The sequence below is a fragment of the Ectothiorhodospira marina genome, from assembly GCF_900109495.1.
GTDB classification, from domain to species: Bacteria; Pseudomonadota; Gammaproteobacteria; order Ectothiorhodospirales; family Ectothiorhodospiraceae; genus Ectothiorhodospira; species Ectothiorhodospira marina.
In genome coordinates this window covers 99,267-123,979 of the sequence record NZ_FOAA01000003.1, presented here as the reverse complement: position 1 = coordinate 123,979, position 24,713 = coordinate 99,267, and the positions used below count along the sequence as shown (strand labels likewise).

Sequence of the window (24,713 nt, the reverse complement as noted above, 5' to 3'; positions counted from 1 at the left end):
CAAGACACCCCCATGAAGACACGCAGATACCTCCTGAAGGCATTGGCCATGCTCCTGCTTGCAGGCGCGCCGATGGGCGCGTGGGCGGCTGCCCCAGCTGCGGATAAGGGCGAAACCTATCCCGGCTATATCGCCCTGGACCCCCCTTTGGTGGTCAACCTGGACAACCCGCGCCGTGCGCAGTTTTTACAGATCAAGGCCCAGTTCTACGTGGAGACCGCCACCGACGCGGAACAGGTGCAGCGGCACATGCCGGTGCTGCGTGACCGCATGATCACCTATTTTGGTGGCCGGGATCCGGAGAAAGTACGGGGCGCGCAGGAGCGCGAGCGGATGCGTGGCGAGGTGCTTGATCAGCTGCGCCAGGCCATGGAGGAGACAACCGGGGCCCCGTGCATCAGCAGCCTCTATTTCACCGGCTTCATCGTGCAGTGAGCCCGTCCCGTCGGGACGGGGCGGGTTCCCATCCGTTGAGCCGGGTTAGTGGCAAGGGGGATCGATTCCCCCTATGCTCCACTGAAAACCACACCAGCAGGGAGTCCATTCCGTCATGAGAAACAATCCACGTTCCTCCAGCGTTGTCGGTTCGGTGCTCATGCCCGGCATTCTGGCCCTGGCCTGCGCCTCGAGCACGGCCCTTGCCCATAATCACACTGAGCACGAACAAACCGCTGATGCCCACGAGGCCGCAGGGGAGACCATGCCCTCGGCGCCGGATCGGAACGCCGAGACAGCCCCAGCCATGGATGAGACGCCTCATTCCAATTTCGAAGAACCCTCCGAGGCGATGCCGGATGCGGCGCCCGCCACCGAGATGCCGGCCGCGCGGGAGGATGCTCCTGACGGGGATGCCCCGGCCTTGGATGAGCCCTCTGAAACCGCGTCTCCCGCCGAGGAACCGACCGAGCCGGCCCAGCCGGAAACTGCCGACGAAGTGCCTGAATCGGCTCCAGAGCCGGGTCCGCGAGGGGATGTATCCCGCGCCCAGTTCACCTCGGCCGTTGAGGATCGTGAGCCCGTGGACACTCTGACCCGGGTGGATGCCGACATGGACCACGTTTACTTCTTCAGCGAGATCATGGATCACGAGGGGGGCGAGATCATCCACCGCTGGCGTTATCGGGACGACCAGGACATGGGGGAGGTCCGTTTCGATGTGGGTGGCCCCCGCTGGCGCGTCTGGTCCATGAAAACCCTGGACCCGGCCTGGACCGGCCCCTGGCGCGTGGAGGTGGTCACGCAGGACGGCGAGGTGCTGGACACCTATCGGTTTGAACTGAGGTGAGTGCAGTCATCAACCTGATCACCGGCTTTCTGGGGGCCGGCAAGACCACCGCCATCCTGCATCTGTTGGCCCACCGTCCGGCTCATGAACGCTGGGCGGTGGTGGTCAACGAGTTCGGCGAGGTGGGCATCGACGGCGAAATCCTCGCCGATGCCGCTGGAGATGCAATCCGGGTGCGAGAGGTGTCGGGCGGCTGCATCTGCTGCACCGGGGCCATGAATCTGCGGGTGGCTCTCACCAAGATACTGCGTGAGATCCGCCCGGATCGGCTGCTGGTGGAGCCCACCGGGCTGGGGCATCCCACGGGCATCGTCGACACCTTGCGCGACCCCTGGCTGGCCTCTGCCGCCCGGCTGGGCAACATCACCTGCATCGTCGATCCGGCCGGTTTCACCCAGGAGCGTCTGGACAAGTCCCTGATCTACAAGGATCAACTCACCCTGGCCGATGTGGTGGTGATCAACAAGACCGATGTGGCGCCGCCTGACCGGCTGGCGGCGCTGGAGGCCTTCGTGGCGGGGCTATACCCGCCCAAGCAGGCCGTGGTGCGCACCGCCCACGGGCAGATCGATCCGGCGCTGCTGGATCTGGAGGCTTCGGGGGTGAGCGGCACGAGCGGCGCCGGGGGGCAGGGTGTCTTCACGCGGGTGATGCCAGTAGTCACCCCTCAGTCTGGTACATCCACCGGATACAGTGCATCCAGTGCATCCAGTGCATCCAGTGCTTCCGGTGCTTCCGGTGCTTCCGGTGCACCTACTGTCTCTGCTTTGTCTTTGAGTGCCCCTAGCCAAGGCACTCAGGCGCCGGCGGCTGATACCGCCCGCGGCTGGCGATTTCCGCCTGAGGATCGTTTCGATCTGAAGGTGCTGGAGGGATTGTTCAGTGAGCCACCCTTCAGTGAGTTGGTGCGGGCCAAGGGTGTGCTGCGTACCGGTCGGGAGTGGTATCGCATCGACTGGGCCGAGGGCCGATTCTCCACCGCCCCCATCGCCTGGCGGCGGGACAGCCGGTTGGAATTGATTGCCGATGAGGTGCTGGATTGGGAGGCGGTGGAGTCATTGTTGCTGCAGGCCCTCACCCCACCCCCTCTCCCGCAAGCGGGAGAGGGGCTTTGACTCCCTTCTCCCCCACGGGGAGAAGGGGCGCAGCACCGGCCACCATGGAGCTCAAGCGCCGGCCTCCCTTCTCCCCTACGGGGAGAAGGGTTGGGGATGAGGGGGCGGTGGGCTCCCTGTCTCTCCCGCCGCCTTCACCCCACACACGGCGGCGATTCCTTCACCCGCCCGCCACGCGCCGACCACTCCGCGGGCGTAAAGGTATGCAGCGCCAGCGCATGTACCGTGCCCTGCAGCTCATCCATCAACAACGCATTCACCTGACGATGCCTGGCCAGCAGGCGCTGACCCTCGAACGCATCAGCCGCCACCGTCACCTTGAAATGGGACTCCGAGCCGGCAGGCACATTGTGACCATCGCTCTCGTTCTCCACTTCAAGGTAGGCCGGGTTCAGCCCCTGGGACAGCTTGCGTTCGATCTCTGATTGGATGCTCATAATTCCTACCATGGCGCTATGGATTGTGGCCTGCATCATCCGATACCCAGCCACGACAGGCAAGCCGTGCGAGAGCATCCGTCAAGTTCATTGCCCGGCACGCGCCCCCCCCCCCCTGTAGGGGCCGTTCGCGAACGGCCCGTGCGGAGTGTCCAGGGTCGATGGCCTGGGCGGAGGCTTCGGGGTCGGTGGCTTGTGTGGAGGCTTCGGGGCCGGTGGCCCGGCGGGTGGCTATCGTGGTATCCGAAGCCCCGGCCGGGCGCTTCTCGAAGCGCCCCTACGGTTTTGGTGGTCCTTTGTGAATGAACGCATCCCCCGTTGATGGTCCTTCGTGAATGAGTACATCCCCCTGTAGGGGCCGTTCGCGAACGGCCCGTGCGGAGTGTCCAGGGTCGATGGCCTGGGCGGAGGTTTTGGGGTCGGTGGCCCGTGCGGAGGCTCCGGGGTCGGTGGCCTGGCGGGTGGCTATCGTGGTATCCGAAGCCCCGGCCGGGCGCTTCTCGAAGCGCCCCTACGGTTTTGGTGGTCCTTTGTGAATGAACGCATCCCCCTTTGATGGTCCTTTGTGAATGAACGCATCCCCCGTTGATGGTCCTTCGTGAATGAGTACATCCCCCTGTAGGGGCCGTTCGCGAACGGCCCGTGCGGAGTGTCCAGGGTCGATGGCCTGGGCGGAGGTTTTGGGGTCGGTGGCCCGTGCGGAGGCTTCTGGGTCGGTGGCCTGGCGGGTGGCTATCGTGGTATCCGAAGCCCCGGCCGGGCGCTTCTCGAAGCGCCCCTACGGTTTTGGTGGTCCTTTGTGAATGAACGCATCCCCCGTTGATGGCCCTTCGTGAATGGCTCTTGGGGGCTGGGCAAACCCTTGGCCACCTCTAACCCAAACGTTATAGTGAGGAATAGCCCGTCACCCCAGCCCGAACGCCCGGTCAGAAGGGACATCGCCCCATGAAAGAATCCACCCCCGCCGCCATCCACCTCACGGACTACGCGCCACCCCAATGGCGTATCGAGCAGGTGGATCTGTGCTTCCTGCTCGACCCAGCCGACACCCGCGTGCGCTCCCGGTTGCAACTGCGGCGCACGGTGAGTCAGGAGGCACCGCTGGTGCTTCAGGGGGAAGAACTGAAACTGATCAGCCTCACCGTGGATGGGCAGCCCATGGCCTCGGGCAACCTGCATCAGGACGAGAACAGCCTCACCCTGCATGAGCTCCCGGCCCAGTGCACCCTGGAGATGGAGACCGCCATCAGCCCTGAAGCCAACACCGCCCTGTCCGGGCTGTATGTTTCCGGCGGCAACTTCTGCACCCAGTGCGAGGCGGAAGGGTTCCGGCGCATCACCTGGTTCCTGGACCGCCCGGATGCCATGACCCTCTTCACCGTGCGCATCGAGGCGGACAAGGCGCGTTATCCGGTGCTGCTGTCCAACGGCAATCTCACCGATTCCGGCGACCTGCCCGAAGGGCGCCATTACGTCGTGTGGCACGACCCCTTCCCCAAGCCCAGCTACCTCTTTGCCCTGGTGGCCGGGGATCTGGTCTGCCAGCAGGACCGCTTCACCACCTGCTCCGGCCGGGAGGTGGACCTGCGCATCTACGTACAGCGTCACAACCTGGACAAATGCGACCACGCCATGCGCTCGCTGCAAAAATCCATGCGCTGGGATGAGGACACCTACGGCCGCGAATACGATCTGGACATCTACATGATCGTGGCCGTGGACGACTTCAACATGGGGGCCATGGAGAACAAGGGCCTGAACGTCTTCAACTCCAAATACGTCCTGGCCCGCCCCGACACCGCCACCGACGATGATTTCGTGGCCATCGACAGCGTGATCGCCCACGAGTATTTCCATAACTGGTCGGGCAATCGGGTCACCTGCCGGGACTGGTTCCAGCTCTCCCTCAAAGAGGGGCTCACCGTCTTCCGCGACCAGGAATATACCGCCGACCAGAGCCTGCGGGCCGTCAAGCGCATCGGTGACGTGCAGCGCCTGCGCTCGCTGCAGTTCCCCGAGGACGCCGGCCCCATGGCCCACCCGGTGCGGCCCCAGTCCTACATCGAGATCAACAACTTCTACACCATGACGGTGTACGAAAAGGGCGCCGAAGTGGTGCGCATGATCCAGACCCTGGTGGGCCGCGAGGGCTTTCGCCGCGGGCTGGACCTGTATTTTGAACGCCATGACGGCCAGGCCGTCACCACTGACGACTTCGTCAGGGCCATGGAAGATGCCAACGCCCGGGACCTGCGCCGCTTCCGCCGCTGGTATGACCAGGCCGGCACCCCGGTGCTGGACGTGGCCGGGGAATATGACGCCGCCAGCGCCAGTTATCGCCTCACCGTGCGCCAGTCCTGCCCGCCCACCCAGGGGCAATCGGAAAAGCTGCCCTTCCACATCCCCCTCACCCTGGCCCTGCTGGACAGCCAGGGTCGGGAGATCCCCCTGCGCTTGGAAGGCGAGAGCCAGGCCAGCCCTGGCGAGCGGGTGATCGAACTCACCGCCCCGGATCATGTGCTGGTGTTTCACGACGTGCCCGAAGCCCCGGTGCCCTCGTTGCTGCGCGGCTTTTCGGCACCGGTGAAACTGCGCTTCCCCTACACCCATGAGGAACTGGCCTTCCTCATGGGTCACGACACCGATGACTTCAACCGTTGGGAAGCGGGTCAGCAGTTTGCTGTACAGATGTTGCAGGGGCAGATCCATGACATCCAGGCGGGCCGTGAGCCCATGCTGGATCCGTTGTTCCAGGAGGCCTTCGCCCGGGTGCTGGATAATGACACCCTGGACACCGCCTTGGTGGCCGAGGCCCTCACCCTGCCCGGTGAGACCTACCTGGCCGAGCAGATGCAGGTGGTGGACGTGGATGCCATCCACCAGGCCCGTCAGTTCACCCGTCGCGCCCTGGGCGAGGCCCTGGCGGCGCGCTTCCGGGCCGTGTACGACGCCTTGCGGGACAGTTCCGGGGTAGCAGGCGAGCAGATGGATGCCGCCGCCATGGGACGTCGACGCCTGCGCAACCTGTGCCTGGCCTATCTGTGTGCCACGGGTGAAGAATCCGCCCCGTCCCTGGCCGAGGCCCAGTATCAGGCCGCCGACAACATGACCGATGCCATGGGCGCCCTGCGGGCCCTGATGGACTGCCCCGGAGCGATCCAGGAGCGCAGCCTGGCCCACTTCGAGGCCCGCTGGCGGGACGAGCCGCTGGTGCTGGACAAGTGGTTCGGCCTGCAGGCCACCGCCAGCGACGCCGGGGCCCTGGAGCGGGTACGCCGCCTGATGCAGCACCCGCGCTTCTCCATCCGCAATCCCAACCGGGTGCGCGCCGTGCTCGGGGCCTTTGCCATGGCCAACCCGGTGCATTTCCATGCCGCCGATGGCAGCGGCTACGAATTGATCACCAACCAAGTGCTGGAGCTGGATGCCCTGAACCCCCAGATCGCCGCGCGGCTGGTCACCAGCCTGAGCCGCTGGAAACGGTTCGATGCGCAGCGCCAGGGGCTGATGCGGACCTGTCTGGAGCGCATCGTGGCGCACCCGGGGCTGTCGCGGGATGTCTACGAGATTGCCTCCCGGAGCCTGGGGTGAAAAGATAGGCGGCATGCAGACTCACAATGTGACGATCATGGACGATCAACCCCTGGACATCCTCCGCTCCACCTTCGGCTACGAACAGTTCCGACCGCCCCAGGACCAGGTCATCGACACCCTCATGCAGGGCGGCGATGCCTTGGTGCTCATGCCCACGGGCGGCGGCAAGTCCCTGTGCTATCAGATCCCCGCCATGGCCCTGGCGGGCACGGGGATCGTGGTCTCGCCCCTGATCGCCCTCATGCAGGACCAGGTGGCCGCACTGCGTCAGGCGGGGGTGCGCGCCGCCTATCTCAACTCCACCCTGGATTGGGAAGAGGTACAGGCGGTGGAGCGGGATCTGTTGCGCGGCGAGTTGGATCTGCTCTATGTGGCCCCCGAGCGCCTGCTCAACGAGCGCACCCTGGCCCTGCTGGAGCGCGCCCGCATCAACCTGTTCGCCATCGACGAGGCCCATTGTGTCTCCCAGTGGGGGCATGATTTCCGGCCCGAATACATCAAGCTCTCCCTGCTGGCCGAGCGCTGGCCCGATATCCCGCGCATCGCCCTCACCGCCACCGCCGATGAGCGCACCCGTCAGGAGATCCGTCAGCGCCTGGGGCTGGAGCAGGCCCGGGTGTTCATCAGCGGTTTTGACCGGCCCAATATCCGTTACCGCATCACTCAGGGCAGCGGCAATGCCCGTCGGGACCTGCTGCGCTTCATCGAGCAGACCCACCCGGACGAGGCAGGTATTGTCTATTGCCTGTCCCGCAAGCGGGTGGACGAGATGGCCCAGTGGCTGTGTGACCGGGGGCTGACCGCCCTGCCTTATCACGCGGGCCTCAGCGCCCAGGTGCGCGAGGCCCATCAGCGTCGCTTTCTCAACGAGGAGGGGGTGATTGTGGTGGCCACCATCGCCTTCGGCATGGGCATCGACAAGCCCAATGTGCGCTTCGTGGCCCACCTGAACCTGCCCAAGAGTATCGAGGCCTATTACCAGGAGACCGGCCGAGCCGGCCGGGATGGCCTGCCGGCGGATGCCTGGATGAGCTATGGCCTGCAGGATGTGATCACCCTGCGACAGATGGTGGACAGCTCCGAGGCGGACGAGAGCCACAAACGGGTGGAGCGCCACAAGCTGGATGCCATGCTGGGGCTGTGCGAGATGACCACCTGCCGTCGCCAGGCCTTGCTGTCCTATTTTGGCGAGACCGAGTCCCAGCCCTGCGGCAACTGCGACACCTGCCTGGAACCCCCCGAGACCTGGGACGCCACGGTGCCCGCCCAGAAGGCCCTGTCCTGCGTGCATCGCACCGGTCAGCGGTTCGGGGTGAACTACCTGGTGGATGTGCTGCGGGGCAAGGATGACGCCCGCATCAAGCAGTTCGGTCATGACCGGCTGAGCGTCTTCGGTATTGGCAGCGACCTGGGGGTGAACGAATGGAAGGGGATATTTCGGCAGATGATCGCCCGGGGTCTGCTCACGGTGGACCTGGAGGGTCATGGTGGGTTGCATCTGAATGAGGCCTGCCGTCCGGTGCTGCGGGGGGAGACGCAGTTGATGCTGCGCAAGGAGACACGCCCGACTCGCATCCCCCGGGAGCCCCGGCGCACGGCGGCGGCGGGTCTGGACAGCCCGGAGGATCAGCGGTTGTTCGAGGCCCTGAGGACCTGCCGGCGTCGGCTGGCGGACGAACAGGGGGTGCCGCCGTATGTGGTGTTCCATGATGCCACGCTGATGGAGATGGCGGAGATGCGCCCGGAGAGCCTCAGGGCCATGGCCGCGATCTCCGGGGTGGGGGAGCGCAAGCTGGAGGCCTATGGGGATGAGTTCTTGGAGGTGATCCTGAGATTCGAGTAGGGGCCGTTCGCGAACGGCCCGGGGCAACCATCGGGGAGAAAGGGTCTTACCGGGCGTTGAACACCACCACCGTCTTCCCGTGGGCCGTGATCAGCTCGCGCTCTTCCAGGTCCTTGAGCACCCGTCCGGCCATTTCCCGGGAGCAGCCCACGATCTTGGCCAGTTCCTGGCGGGTGACGCGGATCTGCATGCCCTTGGGATGGGTCATGGCGTCTGGTTGCTGGGCCAGTTCCATCAGCGTGCGGGCGATGCGGCCGGTCACGTCGAGGAAGGCCAGGTCGATCACCTTGCGGCTGGTGTCGCGCAGGCGCACGGCCATCTGGGTGGCCAGGAGAAAAAGAATGCTGGGATCCTGCATGGCCAGTTCGATGAACTTGGGGTAGTGGATCTCCGCGGTTTCAGTGGGGGTACGGGTCACGATGCCGGCGCTGCGCGCCTGGGAGGAGAATACGCCCATTTCCCCGAAGAACTGACCCGGGTTGAGATAGGCCAGCACCATCTCATGCCCCAGCTCATCCTCGATCATCACGCTGACCGAACCCTGAATGATATAGTACAGCGTATCCGGGCGATCCCCCGCGTGGATGATGGTGGCACGGGCGGGGTATTGGCGACGATGGCAATGGGCAAGCAATTTATCCAGTGCCTCTTCGGGCATCTGTTGTTGCTTGAGTAGACTACTCATTGTCCACCTCGTGGGGGCCGGACGACGAAACGCCAACGCGAGCAAGGGGGAAGGCGGGGCCTGTATCCGCTGATGCGTCGGATGAGCTTCGGGTGCTTATCTTATAATTTTCCCAGTGTCGAGTTTATGGTAGGCCGGGTGGATTGTCGAATATTTGCAGCGGCGAAGTGCGCCGAAGGGGAGAAGAGTCTGTGAAAACCCGGATCAAATGGCTGGATAACGCGACCTTCGTGGGCGAGTCGGGCAGTGGACACGCCGTGGTGATGGATGGCCCGCCAGAGCACGGCGGTCGCAACCTGGGCCCCCGGCCCATGGAGATGCTGCTGCTGGGCATGGGCGGCTGCACCGCCTTTGATGTGATGCAGATCCTCAGGAAATCCCGCCAGGCAGTGACCGACTGTGAGCTGGAGGTGTCCGCCGAGCGCGCGGAGACCGACCCCAAGGTGTTCACGCGTATCCATGTGCATTACATCGTCACGGGGCACGACCTGTCGGAAAAGCACGTGGCCCGGGCCGTGAGCCTGTCGGCGGAAAAATACTGCTCGGCCTCCATCATGCTGGGCCAGGTGGCCGAAATCACCCATGATGTGGAGATCCGGTCGCCCTGATGGGCGGCCCGGGCGGCGGTATCTGTCGTTGCCGCGAACTCGGGTGATACACTCAATCGTCTCTGGGGGGATCAAATCCATCACCCATCTCTCCGGTGCGGCATTGAAATGTGAACTGGTTCACATTATTCTCTCAAGCAGTGACCGTCGCCCTTTGGCTTCGGGTCCCGCCTGTGCTGCAGGCGTCAACCCGTTGGGATGAAGGGTTTCACGCAAATATTCTGCCCACCCGGGTGTTCGAATCAGTGGGGCAGGGTCGGCGCCAGAAAAGGAGAAGCACGTGAGCAAGCGTAGTGTCCAGGGGTTCATCCGGTACCTTCTCGTCGTTCTCGCGGCACTGGCGCTGAGCGCCTGTGCGACCAAGCATCCCCCGCTGGAAGATGTGTCGCTGGAAGGCAGCCCCGATTACATTATCGGCCCTGGCGACAATGTGAATATCTTCGTCTGGCGTCAGCCCGAGTTGTCCATGTCGGTGCCCGTGCGCCCCGACGGCAAGATCACCACCCCGCTGATTGAAGACGTGCCCGCCGCCAACAAGACTCCGACCCAGCTGGCCCGGGATATGGAAGAAGTCCTCTCCGTGTACGTGCGAGACCCGGTGGTCACGGTCATCGTCACCGGCTTTAGCGGCCCCTACGATCAGCAGATCCGGGTGGTGGGGCAGGCCGCCAATCCTCAGGCCATTCCCTTCAATGAGAACATGACGGTGCTGGATGTCATGATCGCCGTGGGCGGGCTCACCGAATTTGCGGCAGGCAACCGGGCGTCCATCGTGCGTCATGCCAACGGGGAAACCCGACAGTTTAATGTGCGGCTGAACGATCTGCTCAACCAGGGTGACATCGAAGCCAATGCCCCGGTGCTTCCCGGGGACATCCTGATCATTCCTGAGTCCTGGTTCTAATGCCCGTGTCGGGTGGCCAGGGATGGCGCCCCCTTTTGTTGATGTGCAGTAAGCAGCAGTTCGCGTAGGCGAGGAGGTCGCCGCCATGCAGGAAATCCTGAATCAGATCCTGGGTTACGTCAGGTCCACCTGGCGCTACCGATGGATCGTGCTCATCGTGGCCTGGATCATCAGCCTGGCCGGGTGGGCTCACGTCACCCAGATTCCCGATCAATACCGAGCCTCCGCCCAGGTCCACGTGGACACCCAGTCCATGCTGCGCCCCTTGCTGCGGGGCCTGGCCGTGGATACCAATATCTCCCAGCGGGTCAATTTCATGACCCGCACCATGCTCACCGGCCCCAATCTGGAAGAGGTGGCCCGGGAGGTGGATCTGCATCTGCAGGCGCGCGACGACAGTGACATGCAGCGGATTGTTAGCCAGTTGCGAAGTGGTATCAATATCTCCTCGGGGCGGAGAGATGAGATCTATACCATCTCGTATACTCACGGTAACCCTCAGCATGCCTACGATGTGGTACAGGCGCTGCTTAATCAGTTTGTGGAAGGGGCTCTGGGTGATACCCGTGCCGGCACCGATCATGCGCAGCGTTTTCTGGATCAGCAGATTGCGGAGTACGAGGAGCGGCTGACCGCTGCCGAGCGACGGCTGGCGGAATTCCGGCGCGAGAATGTCGGAATGTTGCCAGGGGATCGCGGTGACTACTACGGGCGCCTCCAGCGGGAGCGGAATCAGCTGGAAGCCACTCAACAGCAAATCAGAGAACTTGAGAGGAGGCGGGACGAGATCCGACGTCACCTCTCCGGTGACGGGGCTTCTGTTGGGCCTTTGGGAGGAGTGAGAACGTCCCAGGCGACCGCCGCTATCGACGAAAGGATTCAGAACCTCAGGACGCGGCTGGATGAGTTGTTGCTAACGTATACCGAGCGACACCCGGACGTTCAAAGTATCCGGCGGACCATAGAGGACCTCGAAGAGCAACGTGAAGAAGAATTGATGCTCGCGAACAGAATAGGTCCCACCGAAGATCAGTTGGCTTCGAACCCTTATTTCCAGCAATTGCGCACAAACCTCTCCAATACGGAAGTGGAACTGGCCAGTCTGCGTTCCCGTGAACAGCGACAGCAGTCGGAGTTGGAAGAGCTGGAAAGGCTGGTGAACGTGATTCCCGACATTGAGGCAGAGTTGAAAAGGTTGGACCGGGACTACAGCGTAAATCAGCAACAATACAACCAACTGCTGCAACGCCGAGAATCCGCAGCCATCAGTCGTAGCGTGGAAGAAGAGGGTGAGCAGGTGCAGTTCCGGGTGATCGAGCCGGCTCGAGTGCCTTCCTCCCCATCGGCACCGAATCGCCCGGCCATGTTCAGTGCCTCCCTGGTGGGTGGCCTGGCGGTGGGGGGTGGCCTGGCCTTCCTCATTGGCCTGCTGCGACCGGTGTTCGACAACCGTCGCACACTCAATTCAGTCACCGGCTTCCCGGTGCTGGGGGTGGTCTCCCAGGTCGCCAGCGTCAGAATGAAGCGGCGTGAGCGAGTCGAACTGGTCGCCTTCGCGTCCTTCGGTGGCCTGCTGATCCTCACCTATTTCGTGGTGGTGGCAGCAGGCGGAATTCATCTACCCATCGTGGAGCGGCTGCTGGGATGAGCGATAACGATCGAGATCTGAGCCTGATCGAAAAGGCGGCGCGCCGCCTGAGGGAGCAGGAGGGAAGCCAGGCACACGTCCAGTCGGACGTCTCCGCTTTTGAGCGGACACGGTCCGATGCCCAGGCGTCCGGGCAGCCTGAATCCTCCCTGGATAGCGCCCCGGAGGTGAGCCAGGCCACTACCGAGGGGAGCAAAGCAGATGAAACCAACCCCGCGATGCAGGCGCCCCTGAATCCCCTGCCGGATGTGCCACCGCCCCCGCCGGACCTGAATCCGGATCAGGATCGCTATGTGGAACTCAACCTGGCCCACCTGCGTGAGCAGGGCTTTGTCACGGCCGGCTCGGAACGCACCCAGGTGGCCGAGGAGTTCCGTATGATCAAGCGGCCCCTGCTGGCCAATGCCTTCGGCCGCGGCGCCGACTTGGTGGAGCAGGGCAATCTGGTGATGGTCACCAGCGCCAAGTCCGGCGAAGGCAAGACCTTCACCGCCGTCAACCTGGCCATCAGCATCGCCATGGAAATGGACAAGACAGTGCTGCTGGTGGATGCCGACGTGGGCCGATCACGGGTTCACGAGATTCTGGGCACCCCCATGGGCCCGGGCCTGATTGATCTCTTGCTGGACGACCACCTGGACGTGGGCGATGTGATGATCAAGACCAACATCCCCAAGCTGCGGGTGGTGCCCATGGGCAAGTACCATCCCCATGCCAACGAGTTGCTGGCCAGTGAGGACATGCTGCGCCTGACCAAGGAACTGGCAGAACGCTACCCGGACCGCATGGTGATCTTCGACTCCCCGCCACTGCTGCTCACCAGCGAGGCGGCCGTGCTGGGTGGCCTGCTGGGGCAGGTGGTATTCGTGGTGGAATCGGAAAAGACCCTGCAGGGGGCCGTCAACGATGCCCTGGCCATGCTGGACCATTCCAAGCCCATCGGCCTGGTGTTGAACAAGATGCGCTCGTCTTTGATCAGTCGCTATGCCGGGTATGGCTATGGTTACGGGTATGGCTACGGTTACGCCCGCCCGGCCCAGGATGAACCGGCCCAGGGATCCGCCGCATGAGTCGTCCATGGAGTGGCGCGCTGCTGGGGGGCGCGGCCCTGCTCATCCTGAGCAGCCAGGCCACCGCCAACCGTTGGGAGTTCACACCCCGGGCCAGCGTCTCACAAACCTACACGGACAACGTTAACCTGGCCTCGGACGCTGGCGATAAGGAGTCCGAATCCGTTAGCCAGCTCAACACCGGGTTCTCCCTGAGCCGTTCGGGGGGGCGCACGGATCTCAGCATGGGCTACAACCTGCAGGGCCTCGCCTACTGGGGGGATGATGGCCGCAACACCGTCAATCACACCTTCTCGGGCAACAGCACCACCGAAGTGCTCAGTGAAACCTTCTTCGTGGATGCCTCTGCCAGTTATCGGGACCGACTGGTGGATGGCCGCGATGGCTTCGCGGATGACACCATCACCGATGGAAACAGAACAGGGGTGGCCACCTACCGCGTGAGCCCTTATTGGCGCCAGCAGTTCGGGCAGTTTGCCAGCAGTGAGGTGCGATATAGCTGGGATACAACGGACTACGAGGATTCAAGCGTGGAGGGTTCAGGCAGTGAATCCAACCGTGTCCAGGCCAGCCTGAACAGTGGCCCGCAGTTCACCACCATCGGTTGGGGGCTGACCTACAGCTGGGATGAGGCGGAGTTCGAGGAGGGGACGAAAAGCACCTTCGAATCCCTTGAAGGGCTGCTCCGGCTGAATCTGACACCCCAGTTCAGTGTGTATGCTGCCGGGGGAGAGGAGCGTAATGATTTTGAGCGGGCCGAGGGCCGTAATGATCCTGACGACACGTTCTGGCGGGCAGGATTCACCTGGACGCCCACCACACGCACTTCCCTCGATGCCTATCAGGGCGAGCGGTTCTTCGGGGATACCTATGGACTGACGCTGAACCATCGATTCCGGCATGCGTCGTGGTCTGTTGCCTATTCGGAGACCATCACGACACAGAGTCGTGTTGAACCGGTTGATTTCGGTGCCGGCGGTGTGACGGAGCCGATTGAGGATCCGAGTGATCTCTTCGAGATCGTCCCTGATGTCTTCATCTCTCGCCAACTCACCGTCAGTGTCTCCGGCCAGAAGTCCAAAGTCTCCTGGAGTGTCCGCGGCGCTCGCCAGGAGCGCGAATATGAGACCGGTCGCGGCGACCAAGATGTCAACAGCCTCACCACCTCCGCCAGCTACCAACTGGCCCCCCGCACCAGCGCACAGTCCACCCTCCAATGGCAAGGCACCGACTACGAGGTGGACAACCGCAAGGACGACCTCTATGCCCTCAGCTTTGGTCTGAGCCGAACCCTGGGGCCACGCACCTCCGCCTCGTTGACCTACCGCTACCAGCAGCGTGACTCGGACCTGCCGGACGGCGATTACGAAGAAAACCGGGTGACCGCCACACTCAGCGCCACGTTCTAGGGAGCGTCATGTACGAAGCCTACTTCAAGCTGGACCGTAAGCCCTTCCAGCTCAGCCCCGACCCGCGCTACTTCTTTGGCAGCCGCATTCACAAGCGGGCACTGGCCTATCTGCGCTACGGCCTGAGCCAGGGGGAGGGCTTCATCGCCATCACCGGCGACGTGGGCACGGGCAAGACCACCCTGGTGCGCATGCTCTTCAACGAGCTCAATGACGACAACCTCGTCGCCGCCCAGATCGTCACCACCCAACTCCAGGCCGATGACCTGCTGCGCATGGTGGCCATCGCCTTTGGCCTCGAAGTGGAGAAGGATAGCAAGGCCGCCATCCTCACCCGCATCGAACGCTTCCTCACCGAAAAGGCGAGGGAAGGCAAGCGCATGCTGCTGGTGGTGGACGAGGCCCAGAACCTGCCCCCGCATGCCCTGGAAGAGCTGCGCATGCTCTCCAACTTCCAGGTGTCCGGTCGCCCGCTGCTGCAAAGCTTCCTGCTGGGGCAGAACCAGTTCCGCCGCACCCTGCAGATGGCCGAACTGGAACAGTTCCGCCAGCGTTTCCTGGCCGCCTGTCACCTCACGCCCCTCTCGGAAGAGGAAACCCGGGAATACATCGAGTATCGCCTGGAAAACTCCGGCTGGCAGCGGGATCCGGACTTCACCCCCGAGTCCTTCGCCGAGATTCATCGCCAGACCGAGGGTATCCCCCGGCGTATCAACAGCCTGGGCGACCGCCTGCTGCTATACGCCTTCCTGGAAGAGCGTCACCAGATCGATGACGCCGTGGTGCGTACCGTGGCGCAGGAACTGGGCGAGGAGATGAATTCCCTGGCCGAGGACACCGGGTCCGGGCCGCTGGAAGGGGGGCTGGATCGCGGTGGCGTCTACGATGCCGAGGGCCTGCCGGCCCATTACTCCTGGAGCAACCTGGATCTGCGGGTTTCAGCCCTGGAAAGCCGCATCCAGACGATGGAGAAGACCTTTTACAGGGAAATTTCCCAGGTGCGACGCTTCATCAAGCACTTCCTGAAGGAGAAGCCCCAGTGAATCAGGTCCCCAACGCCCCCCAGGGCATCCGCAATGCCATGACCGTGGATGTGGAAGACTATTTCCAGGTGTCCGCCTTCGAGGAGCACATCTCCCGGGGCAGTTGGGACGAGCTGCCCTGCCGGGTGGAACAGAACGTGGATCGTATCCTGCAGTTGTTCGCCGACCAGGAGGTGAAGGCGACCTTCTTCTATCTGGGGTGGGTGGCGCGCCGCTATCCGGCGCTGGTGCGACGCACCCGGGATCAAGGCCACGAGATTGCCAGCCATGGCTGGTCCCACATCCGCGCCACCGAACAGACCCGTGAGGCCTTCCGTCAGGATGTCAGCCGCACCCGGGCGCTTCTGGAGGATGTGACCGGCGAGCCGGTGAAAGGCTATCGGGCGGCCAGCTATTCCATCGGCCGGGATAACCTCTGGGCCCTGGATATCCTGCAGGAGACCGGACACCGCTACAGCTCCAGCATCTATCCCATCCGCCACGACCTCTACGGCATGCCCGAGGCCCCCCGTTTCGCCTTTTACCCAGGGGATGGGGATTTGCTGGAGGTGCCGGTGACCACCCTGGAACTGGCCGGCCAGAAATTCCCCTGCGGCGGGGGCGGCTACTTCCGGCTATTTCCTTATCACCTGTCCCGCTGGGCCATCCAGCACATCAACCAGTCTGAAGGCCAGTCGGCGGTGTTCTACTTCCACCCCTGGGAGATCGACCCGGAACAGCCCCGCCAGGAGAATATCGGCCTCAAGACCCGGGTACGCCATTATCTCAACCTGGCGCGCACGGAATCGCGCCTGAAACAACTGCTCAAGGATTTTCACTGGGACCGCATGGATCGCGTGTTCCTGGAGCCTGCCCCCGGCCCATGCCCAGCGCAATGAGTGAACAGCCCCAGACTGCCAGCCCTTCCACCAACCTGACCATCCAGCGCCTGGAACCGGCGATGGAGCCGGCCTGGGAGGCCTTCGTGGAGGGCTGCCCCACGGCCACCTTCTTTCACCGGGCCGGCTGGAAACGGGTGCTGGAACAGGCCCTGGGCCACACGGGGTATTACCTCTATGTCGAGAGCGAGGGCCGGATCCGGGGTGTGCTGCCCCTGGGGCATGTGAAGACCCTGCTGTTCGGCAATGCCCTGATCTCCGTCCCCTTTTGCGTGTATGGCGGCGTGGCCGCCGAGGATGCCGAGGCCGAACAGGCCCTGATCCGGGCGGCGCAGGATCTGGCCGAGGAGCTTCAGGTGGACTATCTGGAACTGCGCCACCGGGAGCGGCGTCTGCCCGACTGGCCCTGCAAGGATGACCTGTACGTGACCTTCCGCAAGCCCATCGATCCCGACCCGGAAGTGAACATGAAGGCCATCCCCCGCAAGCAGCGGGCCATGGTGCGCAAGGGCATCAAGCGGGAACTGGCCTCCGAGCGGGATGCAGGCATCGACCGCTTCTTCCCCATCTACGCCGACAGCGTGCGGCGCCACGGCACGCCGGTGTTCGCCTGCCGCTTCTTTCAGGCCCTGAGGGATGAGTTTGGCGAGGCGGCCCAGGTGACCACGGTCAACCATGACGGGCAGCCGGTGAGCAGTGTGCTGAGCTTCCTGTTTCGGGATGAAGTGCTGCCTTACTACGGTGGGGGCACCCCGGAGGCACGCGACCTGGCGGCCTTCGATTTTCTCTATTGGGAGGTGATGCGCCGGGCCGCTGAAGAAGGATATCGCCTCTTTGATTATGGTCGCAGCAAGCGGGGTACGGGGTCGTTCAGTTTCAAGAAGAACTGGGGTTTCGAGCCTGAGCCTCTGTATTACGAATACCATCTGGTGCGGGCGAAGGATGTCCCGGACATCAACCCGCTGAACCCCAAGTACCGGTTGTTCATCGCCGGCTGGAAGCGGCTGCCGTTGCCGGTGGCCAATGTGTTGGGGCCGGTGATCTCAAGGGGGTTGGGGTGATGGGGTGGAGTCCGTGCCTTCGACTTTCGCGACCAAGGGTCGCTCCCACAAGGAGCGGGGCCAGCCCCACCCTGAGGAGCACCACCCCGTGGGAGCGGCCCTCGGCCGCGAAGGCCGGAGCCCGGTAATGACAAAACCCCAACTTCTGTTCCTGGCACACCGGATCCCCTATCCCCCCAACAAGGGGGACAAGATCCGCTCCTTCAACCTCCTCAAACACCTGGCGGGGCACTACCGGATCCACCTGGGCTGCTTCGTGGACGACCCGGCGGACTGGTGCTACCAGGACGACATCACCGCCTACTGCGAAGATGTCCACCTGCAGCCCCTGAACCCCCGCATGGCCAAGCTGAAGAGCCTGCGCGGGCTGCTCACCGGGCAGGCACTGACGGTGCCCTATTACGCCGACGCCCGCATGCATGAGTGGGTGCGCAAGAGACTGGACTCCGGCATCGACCGGGTGCTGGTGTTCTCCTCGGCCATGGCCCAGTACCTGCAGCCCGAGGACCATGCCCGGCGCCATGTGGTGGTGGACTTCGTGGATGTGGATTCGGACAAGTGGCGTCAATACGCCCCATCGCACCGCTTCCCCATGAACCAGCTGTACACCCGGGAGTCTCACAAACTACTGGCCTTCGAACGCAAGGTTTCCAGTCGGGCCACCGCCGGTGTGTTCGTCAGCCACGAAGAGGCTGCACTGTTCCGCCAGTTGTCCCCGGAGACGGCTCAAACCACCCATGCCATCGATAATGGCGTGGATGTGGATTACTTCTCACCGCAACATGTGTACCCCTCTCCCTATCGGGCAGGGGAAAGGCATCTGGTCTTCACGGGTGCCATGGACTACTGGGCCAATGTGGATGCGGTGTGCTGGTTTGCCGAGACAATCTTCCCGAGTATTCGCGAGCGTTGCCCCAGGGCCCGTTTCACCATTGTGGGTGCCCGTCCCACACCGGAGGTGAAGCAACTGGAACAGGTGGACAGCGTGCACGTGACCGGTGCGGTGAAGGATGTACGCCCGTATTTGGCCTATGCCGCAGCGGCCGTTGCCCCCCTGCGGATCGCGCGCGGGGTGCAGAACAAGGTCCTGGAGGCCATGGCCATGGCCCGCCCGGTGATCGCCACCTCCCAGGCCATGGATGGGCTGCGGGTGTGCCCGGATGTGGAGCCCATCGTGGGTGACACCTCCGAGGCCCTGATCGAACTGGCAGTCGCGGCGCTGACGGGGGAGATCCCGGAGGATACCGGGGCGCGGAATCGGACCTGTGTCTGTCGACACTATAGTTGGGCAGAGCACATGGGGCGATTTGTGGATCTGCTGGAGAGTGAGCGGGCCCTCACCCCAACCCCTCTCCCGCAAGCAGGAGAGGGGCTCAACAGCTCCCACTCCTGTGGGAAAAGTGAGAGAAGGGCTCAATAGCTACCCCTCCTGTGGAGAAAGTGAGAGAAGGGCTCAATAGCTCCCCCTCCTGTGGGGAAAGTGAGAGGAGGGCTCAATAGCTCCCTTCTCCCCTCTGGGGAGAAGGGCCGGGGATGAGGGGAACGGCGGGCACCATGCCCATAAAACGCTAGGAAAACAGATGAACACCAGCCCATCCAGCACACAAGCTCAACCCGCTGCCCCGGCCCCCCTCAAGGCCGGCAAGAAGGGCCTCCCCTGGCCCCTGGCCCTCGGCCTACTCGGCTCCGCCTTCCTCGTCATGCTGGCCCTCTACTGGCCCAGCGTGGAGCGCCTGGTGAACATCTGGGCCAGCTCGGATACCTACGCCCATGGCATGGTCATCCTCCCCTTGAGCCTCTTTCTGGCCTGGACCCAACGCCACCGCCTGGTACAGGTGACTCCCACTCCCAGCCTCCTCGGCGCCCTGATCATCCTCGCCCTGGGGGTGGGCTGGTTCCTGGCCCGGGCGGCGGATGTCACCGTGGTGCAGACCTTCGTGGTGGTGGCCATGGTACCCGCCCTGGTGCTGGCCATCATGGGTTGGCAGGTCTCGCGGGTGATCGTATTTCCCCTGGTCTACCTGTTCTTCGCCTGGCCGGTGGGAAGTTTCCTGGTGCCCATCCTGCAGGACTACACCGCCTGGTTCACCGTGTGGATGCTACGCATCAGTGGCATCCCCACCTTCAGCGAAGGCTATTACATCAGCATCCCGGCCGGCGACTTCGTGGTGGCCGATGTATGCAGTGGCATCCGCTACCTGATCGCCTCCGTGGCCCTGGGGCTGGTGTATGCCTATCTGGTCTATCGCAGCATCTGGCGCCGTCTGGCCTTTGTGGCCCTGTCGATCATCGTGCCCATCGTCGCCAATGGGGTGCGCGCCTACGGGATCATCATGATCGCCCACTGGACCAACTTAGAGCACGCCGTGGGCGTGGATCACCTGATCTATGGCTGGCTGTTCTTCGGGTTCGTGATGTTCCTGCTCTTCTGGATCGGGACCTTCTTCCGGGATGATCATGAACCGCTGAGCGCCAAGGTGACCGGGGATGACCCCAGCCCGGTTTCAGGCACGCGTGCCCCGATGACCCGAAGCCTCGCCTCCCTCGCCGCCCCCATGGTGGCCGTGATTGCGGCTCTTGCCCTGGCACCGGCCAGTGAGGTGTGGTTGGACCAGCGCATGGATGCACTGGCAGGTGAGCAGCGGCCGTTAGCCCCGTTCATGGCCGGCTGGCAGGGTCCGGAAACCATGGAAGATCCGGCCTGGAGTCCACGTTGGGCCGATCCCGATGAGAGGGTGCAGGTCGCTTATGAGGGTGGTCCTCGGGGGAGGGTGGAGTTGCACCTGTTCCATTATCATCAGGATCAACCGGGCACCGATCTGATTCGTTATGACAACCGCATCTTCGACGGTGAACGGTGGCGCAGGGCTTCTCAGGGGACCCATAACCTGACCCTGCCGGACGGAGGCCAACGTGCCGTTCGTGAGACCATCATCAGGGGGCCGGGAGGGTTGGATCGCCTGGTATGGCATTGGTACCAGGTGGCTGGCAGCACCACCGTAAGACCCATCGAGGTCAAACTGCGTGAAGCTCAAGCCAGGCTCACCGGTAACCCCGAGGGTTCCATGCTGGTGGCCGTGAGCGCTGAGTTTCAGGTGACGTCAGACGAAGCAAGGGAAATCCTGGCGGAGTTTGTAGCCAAGCTACCACGCCGGGTGGCTGTGGAATAGGGAATACATTCTCCCTCTTCCCAGTATGGCGTCACCAACTCCCTTCTCCCCTCGGGGGGAGAAGGGCCGGGGATGAGGGGAGCGGAGGGCACGGTACCAGCGGGGGCCCTCACCCCAACCCCTCTCCCGCAGGCGGGAGAGGGGTTCAATCAAAGAGAACAAGTTTATGTGCGGCATCACAGGGATATTCGACACTCGCGAACAGCGACCCATCGACCGGGCACTGCTGGAACGCATGAACCAGACCCAGTTCCACCGGGGGCCGGACGAAGGCGGCATCCATGTGGAACCCGGCGTGGGCCTGGCGCATCGGCGCCTGTCCATCATCGACCTCTCCAGCGGCCAGCAACCCCTGTTCAACGAGAATGGGTCCGTCGTGGTCACCTACAACGGTGAGATCTACAACTTCCCCGAGCTCACCGAAGAACTCAAGGCCGTTGGCCACCAGTTCCGCACCCACTGCGACACCGAGGTGATTGTCCACGCCTGGGAACAATGGGGCGAGGCCTGCGTGAAGCGCTTCCGGGGCATGTTTGCCTTTGCCGTGTGGGACCGCAACCTGCAAACCCTGTTCATCGCCCGTGATCGCCTGGGCATCAAGCCCGTCTACTATGCGCTTCGGCCCGACGGCATGCTCACCTTCGCCTCCGAGCTCAAGGCCCTGATGGCCGACCCGGACCTGCCCCGGGCCCTGGACCCCCAGGCCGTGGACGACTACTTCGCCTATGGCTACGTCCCCGAACCGCGCACCATCTATAACGCCGTGCACAAACTCCCCCCGGGGCACACGCTGTCCATCCATCATGGTCTGCCCGTCCCCGAACCCCGCATCTACTGGGATGTGCCGTTCCACAACGCCGGCCCTATGAGCGAGGCCGATGCCATGGAAGGGCTGGAGGAGCGTCTGCGGGACGCCGTGCGTGTGCGGATGGTGGCCGAGGTGCCGCTGGGCGCCTTCCTCTCCGGTGGCGTGGATTCCAGTGCCGTGGTGGCCATGATGGCCGGCCTGTCATCCGACCCGGTAAAGACCTGCTCCATCGCCTTCAGCAACCCGGCCTTCGACGAGTCTGCCCACGCCGCCCAGGTGGCGGAGCGCTTTGGTACCAGTCACCAGGTGCGCCAGGTGGACCCGGACGACTTCGGGCTGCTCGACCGTCTGGCCGAGTTGTACGACGAACCCTACGCCGACAGCTCGGCCCTGCCCACCTACCGCGTCTGCGAGCTGGCACGGGAGCAGGTGACCGTGGCCCTGTCCGGTGATGGCGGCGATGAAACCCTGGCCGGCTACCGGCGCTACCGCTTCCACGTCCAGGAAGAACGCCTGCGCTCCATGATGCCGCTGGGCCTGCGCCGCCCCCTGTTCGGGGCCCTGGCGCGCCTGTACCCCAAGGCCGACTGGGCACCCCGCATGTTCCGGGCCAAGGCCACCTTCCAGGCCCTGGCCCGCGATGCCGTGGAGGGGTATTTCAACAACAATGCCATCATCCGCGACGAGCAGCGCCAGCGCCTGTACAGCCCATCCTTCCGGCGCAGCCTGCAGGGGTATCACCCGGTGGAAGTCCTGCGCCATCATGCCCAACGCGCCCCCACGGACCACCCCTTGTCCCTGGTGCAGTATCTGGACATGAAGACCTACCTCCCCGGCGATATCCTCACCAAAGTGGACCGCGCCAGCATGGCCCACGCCCTGGAGGTGCGGGTGCCGATCCTGGATCACCCGCTGGTGGAATGGATCTCCGGCCTGTCACCGGACATGAAGCTCAAGGGCGGGGAGGGCAAGTACATCTTCAAGAAGGCCATGGAGCCGCACCTGCCCCACGACATCCTCTACCGCCGCAAACAGGGCTTCGCCGTGCCCCTGGCCCAGTGGTTCCGCGGGCCGTTGAAACAACGCCTGCAGGAAACCATCCTGGGCGACCGACTCAGGGATTCAGGCATATTCGACATGAACACCCTCCAGCACCTGGTGGACGCCCACATCAGCGGCCAGCGGGACTACAGCGCCCCGCTGTGGAGCCTGTTCATGTTTGAGGCGTTTTTGCGGAGGAATGAAGGGTTGGGGGGAGGACTGCGCTGACTCGCATGACGTGAAGGCATTGTTGCGCGGTGCGCTACGCTTGTCTGTCATGATCAAATCATGCGACTCACTCTCATGCATCACAGTGGTGAGGTACCTCCGCGATGATGAAACACGCTCGAAGCCCCTCTCCTCTGTGGGGAGAGGGGTTGGGGTGAGGGGGGAGGACCGGCACAGCGCCTCCCTCACCCCCTCATCCCCAGCCCTTCTCCCCCGAGGGGGAGAAGGGAGTGTCTGTTGCTGAACCTTGCTTATTTCACGCTAACCCTCGAATTCTACGATGGCAATGCGTATCTGCTCGATTACGAGGATTATCACTGATGGCTATGTACAATCCCCCCCATCCTGGCGAGTTCATCCTTGCAACCTATATGGAGCCCTATGGGCTCAGTTGCCGGTACCTGGCAGAGCAGTTGGACGTCTCTCCATCTACTCTGAGCCGGATCCTCAAGCAGCAAAGCGGCGTCAGCCCTGAAATGGCATAGCGTTTATCGAAAGCACTTGGCCGCACACCGCAAAGCTGGCTTGCGATGCAAGATTCCTATGACCTTTGGCACGCAGGCAAAAGCATTAGCCTCGACAGGGTTCACAAAGTCCAGTTGAATCCCGCATAACCATGAGCCGGTGAAGAATTCACTCTGGGTCATAGCCGTATCCCCGTTTTCAGCGCCCGATCATGGATCAGCTAACAGCCGCATCGGCTCACTCGAAGACTGAAAGCAGGCCCCTCAGGCCTGTTTGCGGACCTTCCGCAACACCTCGGCCCCTTCACGGATCATCTCCTCCGTGGTGGCCCAGTTCACGCAGGCGTCGGTGATGGAGCAGCCGTAACGCAGTTTTGAGCGATCCTCCGCCATGGGCTGGTTGCCGGCCTCGATGAAGCTCTCGATCATCAGGCCAACGATGGACTGATTCCCCTCGCGGATCTGATGCATCACATCCTTCATCACCAGGGGCTGCAGTTCCGGCTTCTTGGAGGAATTGGCGTGGGAGCAGTCCACCACGATGTTCTTCGGGATGCCCGCCTTCTCCAGGGCCTGCTCCGCCAGGGCCACGGAGACCGTGTCGTAGTTAGGCTGCCCATTGCCACCGCGCAGCACCAGGTGCCCGTACCGGTTGCCCCGGGTGCGCAGGATCACCGACTGGCCATCGCTGCCGATCCCGAGAAAACTATGGGGACTGGAGGCCGACAGGATGGCGTTCACCGCCACGCCCAGATCGCCATCCGTGCCATTCTTGAAGCCCACCGGCGTGGACAGCCCCGAGGACATCTCCCGGTGGGTCTGCGACTCCGCCGTGCGGGCACCGATGGCCGTCCAGGCGATCAGATCCCCGTAATACTGTGGCGCGATGGGGTCCAGGGCCTCGGTGGCCGCCGGCAGGCCCAGCTCGTTGATGTCCATGAGAAAACGCCGCGCCTTGGCCATGCCCTCGTCAATCCGGAAGGTGTCATCCAGGTAGGGGTCGTTGATGAAACCCTTCCAGCCCACGGCGGTGCGGGGTTTCTCGAAATACACCCGCATCACCAGCAGCATGGTGTCGGCCACCTCATCCGCCAGCACCTTCAGCCGCCGGGCATAATCCAGCCCGGCCTCCGGGTCATGGATGGAGCAGGGCCCCAGCACCACAAACAGCCGCGGATCCTTGCGATCCAGAATGTCGCACAGGGTCTGACGCCCCTGCAGCACCGTATGCTCCGCCGCCTCGGACATGGGTAACTGGGTCTTGATCTCCCGCGGCGAAGGCATGTAATCCACGGAGGCGATGTTGAGGTTGTCAGTCTGTGCGCTGCTCATACGGCGTGTCCGGGTGATGTGAATGGCAATCTTCCCAGTTTAACGCGAAAAACGGGGGCTGTGCGTTGCGGGGCAGGGGGGCGGTCAAAT

At 63.5% G+C, this 24,713-nt stretch carries 19 protein-coding genes and 1 pseudogene; 17 read left to right on the top strand and 3 right to left on the bottom strand.

What is annotated here, in order from left to right:
• Nucleotides 1-12: 12 nt before the first annotated feature.
• The 3 genes from BMY52_RS04505 to BMY52_RS15355 all read left to right on the top strand — a co-directional run bounded on the left by BMY52_RS04505 (nt 13) and on the right by BMY52_RS15355 (nt 2,400).
• Complete coding sequence (locus tag BMY52_RS04505) at nt 13-435, top strand: flagellar basal body-associated FliL family protein (protein WP_245740581.1); 423 nt, start codon at nt 13-15, stop codon at nt 433-435.
• Between the two features lie 115 nt (nt 436-550).
• Nucleotides 551-1,285, top strand: coding sequence for a DUF2914 domain-containing protein (locus BMY52_RS04500; RefSeq protein ID WP_090251454.1), 735 nt, complete (start codon nt 551-553; stop codon nt 1,283-1,285).
• On the top strand, nt 1,282-2,400 hold the full coding sequence (locus BMY52_RS15355) for a CobW family GTP-binding protein (RefSeq protein WP_090251451.1): 1,119 nt from the start codon (nt 1,282-1,284) through the stop codon (nt 2,398-2,400). Before BMY52_RS04500 ends, BMY52_RS15355 begins: the two co-directional genes overlap by 4 nt.
• 134 nt (nt 2,401-2,534) lie before the next feature.
• On the opposite strand, the gene BMY52_RS04490 is transcribed toward BMY52_RS15355, so the two are convergent.
• A complete protein-coding gene (locus BMY52_RS04490; protein ID WP_090251449.1) occupies nt 2,535-2,837 on the bottom strand; it encodes a BolA family protein in 303 nt (100 codons plus the stop codon).
• 945 nt (nt 2,838-3,782) lie between these two features.
• Here BMY52_RS04490 and pepN point away from each other — a divergent pair.
• Nucleotides 3,783-6,428 carry an aminopeptidase N gene (pepN, locus tag BMY52_RS04485; protein ID WP_090251446.1) on the top strand — a complete coding sequence of 882 codons (2,646 nt, stop codon included), beginning with the start codon at nt 3,783-3,785 and terminating at the stop codon, nt 6,426-6,428.
• Nucleotides 6,429-6,441: 13 nt separating this feature from the next.
• The gene (gene recQ / locus BMY52_RS04480) at nt 6,442-8,274 is read left to right on the top strand and encodes a DNA helicase RecQ (RefSeq protein ID WP_245740576.1); all 1,833 of its coding nucleotides are present in this window, start codon (nt 6,442-6,444) and stop codon (nt 8,272-8,274) included.
• Between the two features lie 46 nt (nt 8,275-8,320).
• On the opposite strand, the gene crp is transcribed toward recQ, so the two are convergent.
• Complete coding sequence (crp, locus tag BMY52_RS04475) at nt 8,321-8,959, bottom strand: cAMP-activated global transcriptional regulator CRP (protein ID WP_090251444.1); 639 nt, start codon at nt 8,957-8,959, stop codon at nt 8,321-8,323.
• A 191-nt stretch (nt 8,960-9,150) separates the two neighbouring features.
• Here crp and BMY52_RS04470 point away from each other — a divergent pair, with 191 nt between their 5' ends.
• The 12 genes and pseudogenes from BMY52_RS04470 (at nt 9,151) to BMY52_RS04415 (ending at nt 23,441) form a co-directional block, all read left to right on the top strand.
• Entirely contained in the window at nt 9,151-9,567 is a 417-nt protein-coding gene (locus BMY52_RS04470) for an OsmC family protein (protein WP_090251441.1), read from the top strand.
• 280 nt (nt 9,568-9,847) lie between these two features.
• Nucleotides 9,848-10,471: an XrtA/PEP-CTERM system exopolysaccharide export protein gene (locus BMY52_RS04465; protein WP_090251438.1), complete on the top strand. Its 624-nt coding sequence runs from the start codon at nt 9,848-9,850 to the stop codon at nt 10,469-10,471.
• Nucleotides 10,472-10,556: 85 nt separating this feature from the next.
• Nucleotides 10,557-12,119 (top strand): XrtA system polysaccharide chain length determinant, encoded by a 1,563-nt coding sequence (locus tag BMY52_RS04460; protein WP_090251436.1) that lies wholly within the window; start codon nt 10,557-10,559, stop codon nt 12,117-12,119.
• Nucleotides 12,116-13,189 carry an XrtA-associated tyrosine autokinase gene (locus BMY52_RS04455; protein WP_090251433.1) on the top strand — a complete coding sequence of 358 codons (1,074 nt, stop codon included), beginning with the start codon at nt 12,116-12,118 and terminating at the stop codon, nt 13,187-13,189. Before BMY52_RS04460 ends, BMY52_RS04455 begins: the two co-directional genes overlap by 4 nt.
• Complete coding sequence (locus BMY52_RS04450; RefSeq protein ID WP_090251431.1) at nt 13,186-14,598, top strand: TIGR03016 family PEP-CTERM system-associated outer membrane protein; 1,413 nt, start codon at nt 13,186-13,188, stop codon at nt 14,596-14,598. The genes BMY52_RS04455 and BMY52_RS04450 overlap by 4 nt, the downstream gene beginning before the upstream one ends.
• 8 nt (nt 14,599-14,606) lie before the next feature.
• Nucleotides 14,607-15,641, top strand: coding sequence for an XrtA/PEP-CTERM system-associated ATPase (locus BMY52_RS04445; protein ID WP_090251428.1), 1,035 nt, complete (start codon nt 14,607-14,609; stop codon nt 15,639-15,641).
• Nucleotides 15,642-15,679: 38 nt separating this feature from the next.
• Nucleotides 15,680-16,519: an XrtA system polysaccharide deacetylase gene (locus BMY52_RS04440; protein WP_090251604.1), complete on the top strand. Its 840-nt coding sequence runs from the start codon at nt 15,680-15,682 to the stop codon at nt 16,517-16,519.
• Complete coding sequence (locus BMY52_RS04435; protein ID WP_090251426.1) at nt 16,516-17,580, top strand: FemAB family XrtA/PEP-CTERM system-associated protein; 1,065 nt, start codon at nt 16,516-16,518, stop codon at nt 17,578-17,580. The genes BMY52_RS04440 and BMY52_RS04435 overlap by 4 nt, the downstream gene beginning before the upstream one ends.
• Before the next feature lie 127 nt (nt 17,581-17,707).
• Complete coding sequence (locus BMY52_RS04430; RefSeq protein WP_090251424.1) at nt 17,708-19,000, top strand: TIGR03087 family PEP-CTERM/XrtA system glycosyltransferase; 1,293 nt, start codon at nt 17,708-17,710, stop codon at nt 18,998-19,000.
• 160 nt (nt 19,001-19,160) lie between these two features.
• Nucleotides 19,161-20,750, top strand: a complete 1,590-nt coding sequence (gene xrtA / locus BMY52_RS04425) for an exosortase A (protein ID WP_090251422.1) — start codon at nt 19,161-19,163, stop codon at nt 20,748-20,750.
• A gap of 166 nt (nt 20,751-20,916) precedes the next feature.
• A complete protein-coding gene (locus BMY52_RS04420; RefSeq protein WP_090251420.1) occupies nt 20,917-22,827 on the top strand; it encodes an XrtA/PEP-CTERM system amidotransferase in 1,911 nt (636 codons plus the stop codon).
• A 320-nt stretch (nt 22,828-23,147) separates the two neighbouring features.
• Nucleotides 23,148-23,441: pseudogene (locus BMY52_RS04415) on the top strand (HigA family addiction module antitoxin).
• A 114-nt stretch (nt 23,442-23,555) separates the two neighbouring features.
• Here the strand turns inward: BMY52_RS04415 and BMY52_RS04410 are convergent.
• Nucleotides 23,556-24,623 (bottom strand): 3-deoxy-7-phosphoheptulonate synthase, encoded by a 1,068-nt coding sequence (locus BMY52_RS04410; protein ID WP_090251417.1) that lies wholly within the window; start codon nt 24,621-24,623, stop codon nt 23,556-23,558.
• Nucleotides 24,624-24,713 lie beyond the last annotated feature (90 nt).